The organism is Aeromonas popoffii (assembly GCF_037818705.1).
In the GTDB taxonomy this organism is placed as follows: Bacteria; Pseudomonadota; Gammaproteobacteria; order Enterobacterales; family Aeromonadaceae; genus Aeromonas; species Aeromonas popoffii.
This window is the reverse complement of sequence record NZ_CP149129.1, coordinates 707,548-720,556: the sequence shown is the minus strand read 5'-3', so window position 1 is coordinate 720,556 and position 13,009 is coordinate 707,548. Positions and strand designations below refer to the sequence as shown.

The following is a 13,009-nucleotide window of genomic DNA, read 5'->3' as shown; positions in this document are numbered from 1 at the left end:
CGATGGCTGAACCCCGACCCCACTTACCCACCGTCTGGAGAACACCAACCATGAACCCGGCTCCGCTCTATCTGCTGGCACCTCTGGTGCTGTTTATCGTGACCCTGGTGCTCTATCGCATCTCGCCGCTGCGCGCCGTTGCCGCTGGCAGCGCCCGCTGGTTTATTCTGCCGGCCTTCACCCTCTTCATCCTGCTGATCATCATCAATGGTGCGGCAGACCCGAGCCTGCGCAACCCGGCCTTTCACTGGCTGATGCCGGGGCTCGGCTTCGCCCTCAGCCTGTTCCCGGCCCTGCCCAAGGCGCTGGTGCCGCGCCTCGCCATCAAGGAGGGGGCCTTTGCCGCCCTCGGCCTGATGCTGATGAGCCTGGCCATGGTCTACTGACCGGCCGACAACGGGTGTTGGCATGACTCAAGAGGCACTCTGTGACGGGTGCCCCTTGTGCAAATAGTGGCCTGCAGGCATCTTGGTGACAGGATCGCCAGCAAGGAGGCCCAATGGACAATCCACCCGATTTCATGGCGCAGTGGGATTATCGGGATCCCGCCGCCAGCGCCCTGCGTTTTAACACTCTGCTTCCCGAGGCGCGCACCACCGATCTGCAGTACGAACTGGAGCTGCTCACCCAGATAGCCCGCACCCATTCGCTGCAACGCCAGTTTGCCGAGGCGCACCAGCTGCTCGACGACATCGAACTCCGCCTCACCGAGGCCACCCCGCGGGCCCGCCTGCGCGTCTTGCTGGAACGCGGCCGCACCTTCAATTCCACCGGCGACAAGGCCAGCGCCAAGACGCAGTTTGAACAGGCCTGGCAGCTTGGGCTCAAGCACAAGGAGCTGTCTCTCGCCATCGATGCAGCGCACATGATCGCCATCGCCGCCCCGCTGGAGGAGCAGAGCCGCTGGAACCAGCTGGCGATGGAGCTGGCCGAGCGCAGCCAAGACAAGCAGGTACGCGGTTGGCTCGCCACCCTCTACAACAACCAGGGCTGGACCCTGTTCGAACTGGGTCGTTTCGATGAGGCAAGTATATCCCAGCAAAAGTGTCTGACCTGGCACGAGCAGCACAACAACCAGGCCAAGGCTTTTATCGCCCGCTGGAGTCTGGCCCGCCTGAGCCGGGCCCAGGGGCAGCACGAACAGGCGCATGCCGAGCTGACACAGCTGAAAGACGATATAGCCGCCGCCGGCGCCCCCGAGGATGGCTATGTGTTCGAAGAGCTGGGGGAAAATGCACTGGTACTGTCTGACCCGGCCGCCGCCGAATACTTCGCCCGCGCCTGGTTTCTGCTGTCACAGGATGGCTGGCTCAGGGCCAACGGGGCAGAGCGGCTGGCCAGGCTCAAGCAGCTGGCCAAGCTCTGACAAACCGCCTCTAGCAAAGCAGCGGGGCGGCCAGTTGCCCGCCCCGCACGCATACACATCAAGCTGGGATCATGGATGCCATCCCGACACCTGCCTCAAACCAGGCGAGCCTCTTCCCGGCTCTGCTTCTTGCGATAAATGAGAGGATGGAGGGGCTGATCTCCAGCAGAATCGCCGCCTTGGGAGTATTACCATTACCACTGGCGATTGCATGCTCGATGGCGGGACATTGACCATGCCTCGCCACTCAAACCAGGCTAGCCTCTTCCCAGCTCTGCTTCTTGCGATAAATAGTGGAAGGGCTGATCTCCAGCAGTGCCGCAGCCTTGGGGATATTGCCGTCACAGCTTGCGATGGCCTGCTCGATCACCTCTTTTTCCACCAGCCAGAGTGGGCGGATCGGCGTATTGAGCGAAGGCATGGCAACACCGCTGGCCGTGCTGGCTGGCGCCATGGCCACCACCCCGCCCCTGCGGCCGCTGAGCGGCGGTGGCAATATGTCCAGATTCACCAGTTCGCGATCGTTGAGCACCACTATGTTGCGCACTACGTTTTGCAGCTCGCGCACGTTGCCGGGCCAAGGGTAATCGAGCAGCACCCGTGCCACCTCGGCATCAAAATCCTTGAAGCGCTTGTTCTCTTCTCTGGTGTAGCTCTGCAACAGACTGCGTGCCAGCAGCAGTATATCCTCGCCCCGCTCACGCAGCGGTGGCAGGCTGAGGGGGATCACGTGCAGACGGTAATAGAGATCCTCGCGAAAACGTCCCGCCTTCACCTCTATCAGGGGATCCCGGTTGGTGGCGCAAACGAAGCGCACGTCCACTGTCTCCAGCTTGCCGCTGCCGACACGTTGCAGGGTGCCGGTCTGGATGAAGCGCAGCAGCTTGCTCTGCAGGTCGAGATCCATCTCGCAGATCTCGTCCAGAAACAGGGTGCCACCGTCCGCCAGACTGGCAGCCCCCTTGCGATCCCCCTGGGCACCGGTAAAGGATCCCTTCACATGGCCAAAGATCTCGCTCTCCATCAGATCGTGGGGAATGGCGGCACAGTTGAGCGCGATAAAGGGCTGCTCGCTGCGGGGGCTGCACTGGTGAATGGCCTCGGCGCACACCTCTTTGCCGGTGCCGCTCTCCCCTGTGATGAACACGGTCGCCTTGCTCGGCGCCGCGCTCTCTATGATGCGATAGACGGCCTGCATCGGCATGGAGGCACCGATGAAACCGGCGAACGAGCTGCGCTCGAAGTTCTCCCGGTACTGGGCCACCAGCGAACTCAGTTGCTGGTGCTTGAGGGCGTTACGAGCGGTGGCACACAGCCGTTTGCCGTCGAACGGCTTGGTCAGGAAGTCGAAAGCGCCGAGGCGCATCGCCTCCACCGCCACATCCACCGAGCCATGGGCCGTGATCACCACCACGGAGCAGGGCAGTTGCTGCTCAGTAATCTGTTGCAGGATATCCATGCCGGACATGTCGGGCAGTTCGAGGTCAAGCAGCACCACAGGCGGCGGGCTGGTCAACAACTGTGCGAGCGCCTGCTGGCCACAATCGGCCAGCAGCACCTCATAGCCATCCTGGGCCAGATACTGTTCATAAACCACCGCCAGACTGCGGGTATCTTCCACCAACAGGACTCGAGGTTTGCTTTCAGCCACGGGAGCCATCCTTGCAATTGATTTTGTTGTCTATTTCAGGTCTTGTCCGCCATCTTAGCACAGTTGGCGACGCTCTCTTTTATCCCGCTATTTACGAAGATATACAAGTAAAAACGGCTCCTTAAGGAGCCGTTTTTTTTCAACGATGAGCGCTTACTTCTTGGCTTTGTCGCCATCAGCAGCCGGCTTCTCGATCGCCAGCAGCTCAACATCGAACACCAGCACGGCATTGGCCGGGATGGAACCTGCACCATGCTCACCATAGGCCAGCTCGGACGGCAGGAAGAACTTGAACTTGGAACCCACCGGCATCAGCTGCACGCCTTCGGTCCAGCCAGGGATCACCTGGTTGAGCGGGAAGGTGGCCGGCTCGCCGCGATCGACTGAACTGTCGAACTTGGTGCCGTCGGTCAGGGTGCCAGTGTAGTGGACCTTGACGATGTCAGTGGCCTTCGGCTTGGCGCCGGTACCCATCTTCTCGACCAGGTATTGCAGGCCGGATTCGGTGCTCTTCACGCCTTCTTTCTTGGCGTTGGCAGCCAGGTACTCTTCGCCCTTCTTCTGGTTATCCACGGCATCCTTGTCAGACTTGGCCTTGGTCAACTCGTTGATCTTGGCGTCGTACTGCTGCAGAACCTTCTGGATCTCCTCGTCAGTCATGCTGGCTTCTTTACCCAGACCATCAGTCACCCCCTTGAGGATGATGCTGTTGTCCAGTTTGATGCCGAGTTCCTGCTGACGTTCCAGGGTATTGGCGATATAACGACCCATGGAGAGGCCAATTGCATAGCCGGATTGCTCTTCGAAGCTCTTGGCATCAGCCTTGGGGGCCTCGGCCGGCTTGCTGGCTTCTGCCTTGACCTCTGCGGTATTCGCAGCAGTCTTCTCGTCTTTTTGGCAAGCAGTCAGACTCACGGCAACTGCCGCAGCCAACAGGGACACCTTCAGAAAATTGTTCATCAGTTTCTCCAAAACTCTAAATACCGCTCTCGGTTCCTTCGTGAAATGAGAGGTTTATCGTGACAAGCGCCTTATACTAACGCCGTGATCGCAGGTAACGAAAGCATGAGACAGGAAAAATGATAAAAAGTGCCATTTATTTCATCGGTATTTGCCTGATACTGACAGGTTGCGAACAGAGCTCACTACCGGACCGGCAAATTACCCTCGCCAACCAGGGACTGCTGAGCGCCGATCTCACCAGCGACGGCAAGCAGGCCATCGTCTCCAGCCTGGGCCAGGGCACAGTAGTGTGGGACCTGGAGCAGGGCAAAGAGCGCTGGCGCTGGCGCCAATCCGACAATCAGGACAACTTCGTCATCATCACCCGCTTCTCGCCAGACAACAGCCATGCCGTCACTGCGACCTTGGATACCTTCGCCATCTGGCGTCTGCAAGATGGTCAATCCCAAGGCTACTACTCGCTTCCTGAATCCAGGCTGAGGGACATAGCCCTGTCAGCCGATGGCCGTCAGGTGCTGATCGGCCGGCAAGATGGCAAGGCGGAGGTGGTCGATACCCGCACCGGCCGCAGGCTGCAATTCCTCGGTCACACCGAGCAGGTCAATACGGTGGATCTCTCCGCCAATGGCCACTACGCCCTCACCGGCGGCAACGACTACAGCGCCTATCTGTGGGATACCCGCTCCGGCCAGGTCATATGGCGTTTCAACCACGCCGGCCGGGTGGTGATAGCAAGGCTGGATCCCCAGGGCCGTTTCGCCTTTACCGCCGACAGCAGCCAGGCCAGCATCTGGGATCTGAACACCGGCAAGGAGGTGAGCCGGCTGCAGTTCGCTCACCGCTTCGAGGTCTACACCAGCGCCCGCTTCGCAAACGACGGCAACTGGCTCATCACAGGCTCCCCTTCTCGCAGGCTCTCCCTGTGGCGGGTGAGCGATGGCAACCTGCTGCAAAGCTGGCGCGTCTCCCCCCACCCCAGAGTGAAACCTCCGAGCGCAGTGGTCTACGGCGTGGCTTTGCGCGACAATAGCCACCTTGTCAGCGCCAGCTCCAGTGGCCTGGCCGAAATCTGGACAATCAAGTAAGGACCCAAAGGCCCATGAGTCAGCCACTTAACGATCGCCTCGAAACCCTGGAAAGCCGCCTCGCCTTCGCCGAGTACACAGTAGAGCAGCTCAACGACGAGGTTACCACCCAGGGCCGTGAGCTGGATCGACTCAAGCATCAGATCCAGCTGCTGGTGGACAAGCTGCAAAGCGTGCAGCCGAGCCAGATCGCCAGCATGGCCGAAGAGACGCCGCCCCCGCACTATTGAGCTGCAACGCGCACCGCCACCCAGCCATAAAAAACCCGCGTTAGACGCGGGTTTTTTTATCGGGCTATGCCCATAACGCAGATCAGTGCTGGTGACCCTTGCCACCGCAGCCACCACCACCGCAGCAACCGCCCTGACCCTGCTCGTCGCCGTGGTCATGACCGTGATCGTGGCCATGGCCACCACCGCAGCAACCACCGTGCTCATGGCCGTGATCGTGGTCATGGTAGTGACCATGATCGTGACCGCAACCACCGGCACCGTGAACGTGGCCGTGAGCCAGCTCTTCGGCCGTGGCGGCACGCACGTCCTTGATCTCGACCTTGAAGCCCAGGGTCACACCAGCCAGCGGATGGTTGCCATCCACCTTGATGAACTCTTCGGACACTTCGATGACAGTCACCGGGCGGTGACCATCGTCAGTCTCGGCCACAAAAGTATCCCCTTCAGACACTTCCATGCCGTCAAACAGCTCGCCAGGTACTTCTTGCACCAGGCTTTCGTCGTATTCGCCATAGGCCTGGGTCGGTGCCAGCGTGACGTCGAACGCCTCGCCCACACTGCGGCCTTCCAGCTCGGCTTCAAGGCCGGAGACCAGATAACGGGTACCGTGCAGATACACCAGAGGCTCTTTACCGACAGTGGTGTCGATGACTTCACCGTGTTCGTCGGTGACTGTGTATTCCAGCGTAACCACGCTCAGGGGAGCTACTTTCATGTCAGGGATCCTGCGGATAGAAAAAAACGGGCCCAGAATACCTCAAAAAGGTGGCCAAGCATATGGTGAGCCCGACTCAGTCGTGATGAAAAAGTCATCAATGTGAAACCGCATAGGCCTGACTCGCACCTCATTCCCGGGTATTGCGGCTGGGTCCTCAATCGGGACGAAACACGCCTATCACCTGTTTGGTCTCCCGGGTCACCTTGTCCACCTCGGCCTGGGTCTGCACCTGGGTGTCCCCGCAGTCGACACAAGTCACCTTCTCGACTCCATGCTCCATATACAGCATCATGGTGTCCATTTTGCCGCACGCCGGACAAACCGCACCGGCAATGAAGCGTTTTTTACGTCTGGTTTCCATTCTTGTTACCTCCAGGCAGCATCATATCAGGGTTTTTACATGCATCACGCCATCGAATGCCAGCATTTTTCCTCCCCGTACCTGCAGGTCGGCGGCCGCAAACGCACGCCGGTAGGCCAGTTGCTGCGGATAACCCGGGGCGCGGCACTGCTGCGACTCGGCCAGCATGAATTGCTGCTGACCGCGGGCAACAGCTTCTGGCTCTGCGCCGATGCCCTCGCCGCCTTCAGCCCGCTGGCAGGCTGCCACCATGATCTGCTGACCTGTTCCCTGCGGGTTGCCCAGCCAGCCCAGGCGGGCTGGTTGCAACCGGCCCCGCTGCTGGATGCCCTGTTCGACAGCCTGGCCCAATGGCAGCGCCCCCGCGATTGGCAAGGGGCCTATGGTCACCGTCTGCAGGTGATACTCGACGAGTTGCAGGCCTGCCCCCTGTCGCAACATGCGGATCAGCTGCTGCAAGGCGCTTGGCGGGCACTGATCAGCCAGCAAGCAGGCAGTGACGCCGCCTGGCAAGCCTGTCTCTCCCAGCGCGGGATCACGGATCCGGGCCTCGCGGCCGATGCCCTGAGCGCCCAATGGCAGCTGCTGCAGGCGGTGCGCCTGCTCAAGAGCGGCGGCAAGCGGGCGCAGGTGGTGAGCAAGCTCGGCTACCGGGACGAAGAGGCCCTCGCCCAGGCCTGCCAACGCTGGCTTGGCGCCAGCCTAGATGAACAGCAACCCGCCTGACCCGGCGGGCCAAAAACCGGGTAGGCCAGGCGAAAAAAATGGGTTAAATGAGTCCAGCTTTGCGGCAAGCGGCCGCTAATAACAAGAGGGTCATTTCTCCAATAATCCTTTATGCTAGGGGCCTGAATTGACTGATACCGTTTTGACTCACAGGACATCTGCCATGAAAAGCAAAGCCAACCAATCCCAGGGCATGTTGCTGTTTCATCTCTCGGCCAAACAATCCTTCGCCATCGGCACCCTCAAGGTGAAGGAGATAGTGCCTTACACCCAGCTCACGGCCATGCCACACTCGCACCCGACCGTGCTCGGCGCCGCCAGCATGCGGGGCACCACCATTCCGGTGATCGACATGGCCATGGCGGTGGGCTATCGCCCAATCAGCAAGGAGGAGATGCCAAACTGCTTCATCATCATCACCGACTGCCGCCGCACCCTGGTGGGCTTTCTGGTGCGCGGCATCGACAAGATCACCGAGTGCAACTGGCGAGACATCGAATCCCCGCCCGCCGCGCTCGGCCATAACGTGTTCGTGACCGGGGTCACCCGGGTCAACGACCAGCTGATCCAGCTGCTGGACGTGGAGCTGATACTGTCACGGGTCTACCCGGACGATCCCAGCCACCTCTACCCAGTGCTGACCGACGTGCAGCGTGAGCGGATCAAGCCGATGCGGATCCTGCTGGTGGACGACTCCTCCGTCGCCCGCCGCCAGCTGATGGCGGCGCTGGACTACATCAATATTCCCTACGAGGTCTGCACCAACGGCAAGGATGCGCTGGTCCTGATGCAGGCTCGCGCCAGCCAGAAGACCCCCATCGATATCCTGGTGAGCGACATAGAGATGCCGGGGCTCGACGGCTACGAGCTGGCCTTTGAGGTGCAGAGCGACGCGACGCTGGCGGGAGCCTACATCATATTGCACACCTCGCTCTCCAGCGAGATCAGCGTGGAACGGGCCCACCAGGTGGGCGCCCACGAGGCGCTGACCAAGTTTGAGGCCAACGAGCTGATCCAGGCCATGCTGCGCGGTGCCGAGCACCATGACAGCCTGCTGGCCTGACAAGGCGGCGAGAAGCCCCCTTCTCGCCGTACTTTGTTGCCTGTTTCGGACCCCATCATGCTCATAGAGAGTCACTTCCACGCCCCCTGGTGGGCGCGCAATCCCCATCTGCAAACCATATTGCCAAAGTGGCTGCGACGGGCGCCGGCCCGCTTCGTGGCCGAGCGTTTCGAACTGGCGGACGGGGATTTCGTCGATCTCGCCTGGAGCGGCGACATCCACCAGAACGCGCAGCCACTGATGGTGCTGTTTCACGGGCTGGAGGGGAGCATCCACTCCCACTATGCCAAGGGGTTGTTCGCCCATCTGCAACGACAGGGGGACGAGGCCGTACTGATGCATTTTCGTGGCTGCAGCGGCGAACCCAACCGTCACCTGCAGGCTTATCACTCCGGCGCCATTGAGGATGCACAGGCCCTGATCGCCGAACTGGGCCAGCGCTTTCCCGGCAAGCCACTGATCGCCATCGGTTATTCGCTGGGAGGCAACATGCTGGTCAATCTGCTGGCACGGGCCTGCCCGCGTGAGCTGCAGGCGGCCGTGGTGATCTCGGCGCCGCTGCGACTGGACAGCTGCGCCGATCGGGTCAATAAGGGCTTCTCCCGGGTCTATCAGAGCTATCTGCTGCGCACCATGCGCGACAACCTGCAAAACAAGATCCGGCGCCAGGCCGAGGCGGGCAAACGTTGGCAGCTGCAGCAGGTGCAACAGATTGCCACCCTGCGCGACTTCGACGAGCAGGTCACGGCCCCGCTGCACGGCTTTGCCAACGCCGACCACTACTACCAGCGCTGTTCCGGCTTGGGGCTGCTGGCCCGCATTCCCATTCCCACTCTGGTGATCCATGCAGCCGACGATCCCTTCATGACAGAGGCCGTGATCCCGCAGCCGGAGCAGCTCTCACCCATGGTGCGTTACGAGTTGAGCCGACGGGGCGGCCATGTAGGCTTCCTGCACGGCACACCCTGGCGCCCCCGCTTCTGGCTGGAAGAGCGCATCAGCCAATGGGTGAAGGATCAGGCTCAGGGCGCGAGTCGATAGCCGTTGCGCCCCGTCCCTTTGATCCGATAGATCACGGCGCCGGGCTGCATGCAGGCGATCACCAGATAGTCATCCCGATAGACATAGAAGCGGGCAAGCAGGAACAGGATCGCCCGCTGGTTGACGGCCCAGAACCAATGCAACCCCTGGCTCAGGCCATGGCGGCGTGACTGGCACAACTGATGATCGAAGTGAGTGGAGAGGCGACGTTGTTCATCAGACAACCTGCGTACACCCGCTGACAGCCCCATAAATCCCTTGCGCTTGCTGGCAACAGATAGACAATAACCCCTCTCTGGTCACTGAAGATGAACCCATGATTATCCCCTGGCAAGACTTGGACTCCGATACCCTCAACAACCTGCTCGAACACTTCGTCCTGCGGGAAGGCACCGAGTACGGCGAGCATGACGTCAGTCTGGCTGACAAGGTCGACGATGTCCGACAACAGTTGCAACAAGGCCTGGCCGTGATCGTCTACAGCGAACTGCACGAGAGCATCAACATAGTGTCAAAAGCGACCTTCAGCAGCGCACCGATGGACGATATACCGGAATAGCCAGGTGATTGCCATCCCAATCATGACCTTGCCAGCGACCCGCAAGATGGCGTCACAAATCCGACCGTTCCCGGATATAAAAATGGCCCGCCGAATCATCGACAGGCCATTTGGGGTAAGTATGAGTACCTTTATAACAATGTAATTAAGCGAACCACACCTTCCGAATAAATAAATTCGCACTGATGAAAGACAGATAAATAAGATGCCGGTCATCCCGGGATAAACCTGCCCTCATATTTCCCGGTCAGGGGATAATCCATAGCCATTACATGAGTATAAAGAAGGCGCTCACATCACCCTATTTACAAGATGTGACCATGCCATAACCTCATAGAATTTCACGCTCATAGCGTTATTCAGCCAGGTCAGATCAGGTGCGTCTCTGTTTATTTTTGACGGTAAAACCGACTCTGCTGGTTGGTAAAAAGAGATGGGTGAGATGAGCGATAAATTTTCATTCAACGTCCGCCTCTATTATCTATTTACCGACTCGCCACGACCGATGCCGTAGTAATGAAAACCATGCTCCTTCATGCGACCCGGGTCAAACAGGTTGCGGCCATCCACGATCAGCGGCCATGTCAACGCCTGCTTGATGGTGACGAAGTTGGGGGCCTTGAAGTGGTTCCACTCGGTGCAGATCACCAGCGCATCCGCACCGAACAGGGCGGCCTCCTTGGTGCCCATCAGCCTCAGGTTGTCACAGTTGCCATAGAGATACTGGGCCTCCTGCATGGCCTCGGGATCATAGGCCTGCACAGTGGCGCCAGCGCGCCAGAGTGCCTCCATCAGGGCGCGGCTCGGCGCCTCGCGCATGTCATCGGTATTGGGTTTGAACGCCAGCCCCCACAGGGCGATGGTCTTGCCCGCCAGTGAGTCGCCCTGGGCGCTGAAGAAGCCGGACAACAGCTCGTAGAGCCGCGATTTTTGCTGCTCATTGACCCGTTCCACCGCCCGGATCAGCGGCGTGTCATATTGCAGCTCCTGAGCAGTTGCCAGCAAGGCTTTGACATCCTTGGGGAAACAGGACCCGCCATAGCCACAGCCAGGGTAGATGAACTGATAGCCGATACGCTGATCCGACCCTATGCCCTGGCGCACCATCTCGATGTCCGCGCCGACCCGCTCGGCCAGACCGGCCATCTCGTTAATGAAACTTATCTTGGTGGCCAGCATGCAGTTGGCGGCATACTTGGTCAGCTCGGCACTGCGCGCATCCATGAACAGGATGCGATCATGGTTGCGATTGAACGGCTCGTAAAGCTCGCGCATCAGCTGGCGGGAAGCCTCGTTGCGAGTGCCGACCACGATGCGATCCGGCCGCAGGCAATCCTGAATGGCGGAGCCCTCCTTCAGAAATTCGGGGTTGGAAACCACATCGAAGGCAAAGGAGACATCCCGCTGCTGCAAGATGACATTCACCTTGGCCATCACCTTCTCGGCCGTGCCCACCGGGACGGTCGACTTGTTGACTATGATGACGGGGGCATCGCGATGCAGGGCTATGGTTTCGGCCACCGCCAGCACATGGCAAAGATCGGCGGAGCCATCGTCCCCCGACGGCGTGCCCACCGCCAGAAATTGCACTTCACCGTGTTTGACGGCCAGCACAACATCCGTGGTAAACACCAGAGCACCGCTCTTGATATTGCGCTGCAGCAGCGCTTCCAGCCCGGGTTCATAGATGGGAACCTGGCCGGCCATCAAGTCAGCCACCTTCTGTTCATCGACATCGACACAGATAACCTGATGACCAATATCGGCCAGTACAGTGGCCAACACCAGCCCCACGTAACCACTTCCAAATACAGTAATGTTCATATTGATACAACCAGAATGTCAGAGATGATGCAGTGTTGAAAAATGAGCATTTTTCGGATTTTAAATATTTACCACACCCCTATAAATGGTCGCAGTGTTTAATTGTTACCAGCTGTTTCTGCCCCCTTGCCACCCCGCTTTTATATGGATTTTGACAGTGAATTGTTACCAGCTGTTGCTGAGCCATTGTGGGGCCAATTTTATATACGCTATGTTGAAATTAATGTTTAAGGCCGCCTGTTCTGATGGGCACTGATTAATATTCATTGTTGGATCTCTTATGCAAGACTTTCTGCCATTTTCGAAGCCAGCCATCGGCGACACCGAAATAAGCGCTGTCTGTGAGGTGCTGAAATCGGGATGGATCACCACGGGCCCGAAGAGTCACCAGCTGGAGCAGCAATTCTGTGACACATACGGCTGCCAGTATGCCGTTGCGCTCAACTCTGCCACCGCTGGCATGCACGTCACCCTGATGGCGCTGGGCATAGGCCCGGGGGATGAGGTGATCACCCCTTCCCAGACCTGGGTCTCCACCATCAACCTCATCACCCTGCTTGGCGCCGAGCCCGTCTTCGTCGACGTGGACAAAGACACACTGATGACCAGCGCCGAACTGATAGCGCCGCTCATTACCGCCAACACCCGTGCCATCATACCAGTCCACTACGCCGGTGCCCCCGTCGATCTGGACCCAATCCTCGACCTGGCACGCCAGCACAGCATCCCCGTCATCGAAGATGCCGCCCACGCGGTCGGCACCCGCTATCGGGATCGCTGGATTGGCGCCACCGGCACCGCCATCTTCTCCTTCCATGCCATCAAAAAACCTGACCTGCGCCGAAGGGGGCATGCTGGTGACCGATGACAAGGCGCTGGCCGACAGGGCCCGCATGCTGAAGTTTCACGGGCTGGGGGTGGATGCCTTCGATCGCATGAGCCTGGGCCGCAAGCCACAGGCGGAAGTGATCACCCCGGGCTTCAAGTACAACCTGACCGACATCAACGCCGCCATCGCCCTGGTGCAGCTGGCGCGCCTGCCCGAGCTCAATGCCAAACGGGCCGAGCTGGTGGCCCGCTATCAGGAAAAACTGGCCGGCCTGCCGCTGATGCCGCTCGCCGTGCCCGCCTATTCCCATCTGCACGCCTGGCACCTGTTCATGGTGCGGGTCGACCCCGAGCGCTGCGACCTGGACCGGGATCAGCTGATGCAGGCGCTGCAGGAGCGCGGCATCGGCACAGGGCTGCATTTTCGGGCCGCCCATACCCAGAAATACTACCGCGAGCGCTACCCGGCACTCAGCCTGCCTCATACCGAGTGGAACTCATCGCGCCTGTGCACCTTGCCACTCTTCCCGGACATGACGCTGGCCGACGTTGACCGTGTGGTCGCGGCACTCATCGACATATTGGAGTAAC

The 13,009-nt window shown here is 59.8% G+C and carries 14 protein-coding genes and 1 pseudogene; 9 read left to right on the top strand and 6 right to left on the bottom strand.

Translation table 11 applies throughout. The annotated features are described in order from the left end of the window. The first annotated feature begins 50 nt into the window (after positions 1 to 50). The gene (locus tag WJM78_RS03420; protein WP_042035006.1) at positions 51 to 386 is read left to right on the top strand and encodes a hypothetical protein; all 336 of its coding nucleotides are present in this window, start codon (positions 51 to 53) and stop codon (positions 384 to 386) included. 113 nt (positions 387 to 499) lie between these two features. Continuing rightward, positions 500 to 1,366 (top strand): tetratricopeptide repeat protein, encoded by an 867-nt coding sequence (locus WJM78_RS03415; RefSeq protein WP_339013597.1) that lies wholly within the window; start codon positions 500 to 502, stop codon positions 1,364 to 1,366. 247 nt (positions 1,367 to 1,613) lie between these two features. Here the strand turns inward: WJM78_RS03415 and WJM78_RS03410 are convergent, their stop codons facing one another. After that, entirely contained in the window at positions 1,614 to 3,017 is a 1,404-nt protein-coding gene (locus WJM78_RS03410; RefSeq protein WP_042035011.1) for a sigma-54-dependent transcriptional regulator, read from the bottom strand. Positions 3,018 to 3,170: 153 nt separating this feature from the next. Next, positions 3,171 to 3,977, bottom strand: coding sequence for an FKBP-type peptidyl-prolyl cis-trans isomerase (fkpA, locus tag WJM78_RS03405; RefSeq protein ID WP_339013593.1), 807 nt, complete (start codon positions 3,975 to 3,977; stop codon positions 3,171 to 3,173). 119 nt (positions 3,978 to 4,096) lie between these two features. Between fkpA and WJM78_RS03400 the strand changes: the two genes are divergently transcribed. Both WJM78_RS03400 and WJM78_RS03395 read left to right on the top strand, forming a co-directional pair. Then, positions 4,097 to 5,065 carry a PQQ-binding-like beta-propeller repeat protein gene (locus WJM78_RS03400; RefSeq protein ID WP_339013591.1) on the top strand — a complete coding sequence of 323 codons (969 nt, stop codon included), beginning with the start codon at positions 4,097 to 4,099 and terminating at the stop codon, positions 5,063 to 5,065. A gap of 14 nt (positions 5,066 to 5,079) precedes the next feature. Next, the gene (locus tag WJM78_RS03395; protein WP_042035015.1) at positions 5,080 to 5,295 is read left to right on the top strand and encodes a SlyX family protein; all 216 of its coding nucleotides are present in this window, start codon (positions 5,080 to 5,082) and stop codon (positions 5,293 to 5,295) included. 82 nt (positions 5,296 to 5,377) lie between these two features. Here WJM78_RS03395 and WJM78_RS03390 read toward each other — a convergent pair whose 3' ends face one another. Both WJM78_RS03390 and WJM78_RS03385 read right to left on the bottom strand, forming a co-directional pair. Beyond that, entirely contained in the window at positions 5,378 to 6,013 is a 636-nt protein-coding gene (locus WJM78_RS03390; protein WP_339013587.1) for a peptidylprolyl isomerase, read from the bottom strand. Positions 6,014 to 6,170: 157 nt separating this feature from the next. Then, a complete protein-coding gene (locus tag WJM78_RS03385; protein ID WP_339013584.1) occupies positions 6,171 to 6,377 on the bottom strand; it encodes a YheV family putative zinc ribbon protein in 207 nt (68 codons plus the stop codon). A gap of 39 nt (positions 6,378 to 6,416) precedes the next feature. Here WJM78_RS03385 and WJM78_RS03380 point away from each other — a divergent pair, with 39 nt between their 5' ends. From WJM78_RS03380 to WJM78_RS03370, 3 genes are all read left to right on the top strand, one after another. Continuing rightward, positions 6,417 to 7,103 (top strand): hypothetical protein, encoded by a 687-nt coding sequence (locus tag WJM78_RS03380; RefSeq protein WP_339013581.1) that lies wholly within the window; start codon positions 6,417 to 6,419, stop codon positions 7,101 to 7,103. 163 nt (positions 7,104 to 7,266) lie between these two features. Then, complete coding sequence (locus WJM78_RS03375; protein WP_042035022.1) at positions 7,267 to 8,166, top strand: chemotaxis protein; 900 nt, start codon at positions 7,267 to 7,269, stop codon at positions 8,164 to 8,166. Positions 8,167 to 8,223: 57 nt separating this feature from the next. Next, entirely contained in the window at positions 8,224 to 9,207 is a 984-nt protein-coding gene (locus WJM78_RS03370; protein ID WP_339013578.1) for a hydrolase, read from the top strand. Here WJM78_RS03370 and WJM78_RS03365 read toward each other — a convergent pair. Then, the gene (locus tag WJM78_RS03365) at positions 9,189 to 9,431 is read right to left on the bottom strand and encodes a hypothetical protein (RefSeq protein WP_339013575.1); all 243 of its coding nucleotides are present in this window, start codon (positions 9,429 to 9,431) and stop codon (positions 9,189 to 9,191) included. The genes WJM78_RS03370 and WJM78_RS03365 overlap by 19 nt on opposite strands. Before the next feature lie 92 nt (positions 9,432 to 9,523). Between WJM78_RS03365 and WJM78_RS03360 the strand changes: the two genes are divergently transcribed. After that, positions 9,524 to 9,766 carry a YheU family protein gene (locus tag WJM78_RS03360; RefSeq protein WP_339013573.1) on the top strand — a complete coding sequence of 81 codons (243 nt, stop codon included), beginning with the start codon at positions 9,524 to 9,526 and terminating at the stop codon, positions 9,764 to 9,766. A gap of 477 nt (positions 9,767 to 10,243) precedes the next feature. On the opposite strand, the gene WJM78_RS03355 is transcribed toward WJM78_RS03360, so the two are convergent. Then, entirely contained in the window at positions 10,244 to 11,590 is a 1,347-nt protein-coding gene (locus tag WJM78_RS03355) for a UDP-glucose/GDP-mannose dehydrogenase family protein (protein WP_339013571.1), read from the bottom strand. Between the two features lie 280 nt (positions 11,591 to 11,870). On the opposite strand from WJM78_RS03355, the pseudogene arnB reads away from it, so the two are divergent. Beyond that, positions 11,871 to 13,008: pseudogene (gene arnB, locus WJM78_RS03350) on the top strand (UDP-4-amino-4-deoxy-L-arabinose aminotransferase). Position 13,009 lies beyond the last annotated feature (1 nt).

Excerpts from the sequence above, each read along its gene's own strand:
- WJM78_RS03400 (WP_339013591.1), top strand. The coding sequence starts at position 4,097 with ATGATAAAAAGTGCCATTTATTTCATCGGTATTTGCCTGATACTGACA.
- WJM78_RS03370 (WP_339013578.1), top strand. The coding sequence starts at position 8,224 with ATGCTCATAGAGAGTCACTTCCACGCCCCCTGGTGGGCGCGCAATCCC.
- fkpA (WP_339013593.1), bottom strand. The coding sequence starts at position 3,977 with ATGAACAATTTTCTGAAGGTGTCCCTGTTGGCTGCGGCAGTTGCCGTG.
- WJM78_RS03395 (WP_042035015.1), top strand. The coding sequence starts at position 5,080 with ATGAGTCAGCCACTTAACGATCGCCTCGAAACCCTGGAAAGCCGCCTC.
- WJM78_RS03415 (WP_339013597.1), top strand. The coding sequence starts at position 500 with ATGGACAATCCACCCGATTTCATGGCGCAGTGGGATTATCGGGATCCC.
- WJM78_RS03360 (WP_339013573.1), top strand. The coding sequence starts at position 9,524 with ATGATTATCCCCTGGCAAGACTTGGACTCCGATACCCTCAACAACCTG.
- WJM78_RS03420 (WP_042035006.1), top strand. The coding sequence starts at position 51 with ATGAACCCGGCTCCGCTCTATCTGCTGGCACCTCTGGTGCTGTTTATC.
- WJM78_RS03375 (WP_042035022.1), top strand. The coding sequence starts at position 7,267 with ATGAAAAGCAAAGCCAACCAATCCCAGGGCATGTTGCTGTTTCATCTC.
- WJM78_RS03380 (WP_339013581.1), top strand. The coding sequence starts at position 6,417 with ATGCATCACGCCATCGAATGCCAGCATTTTTCCTCCCCGTACCTGCAG.
- WJM78_RS03385 (WP_339013584.1), bottom strand. The coding sequence starts at position 6,377 with ATGGAAACCAGACGTAAAAAACGCTTCATTGCCGGTGCGGTTTGTCCG.
- WJM78_RS03355 (WP_339013571.1), bottom strand. The coding sequence starts at position 11,590 with ATGAACATTACTGTATTTGGAAGTGGTTACGTGGGGCTGGTGTTGGCC.
- WJM78_RS03390 (WP_339013587.1), bottom strand. The coding sequence starts at position 6,013 with ATGAAAGTAGCTCCCCTGAGCGTGGTTACGCTGGAATACACAGTCACC.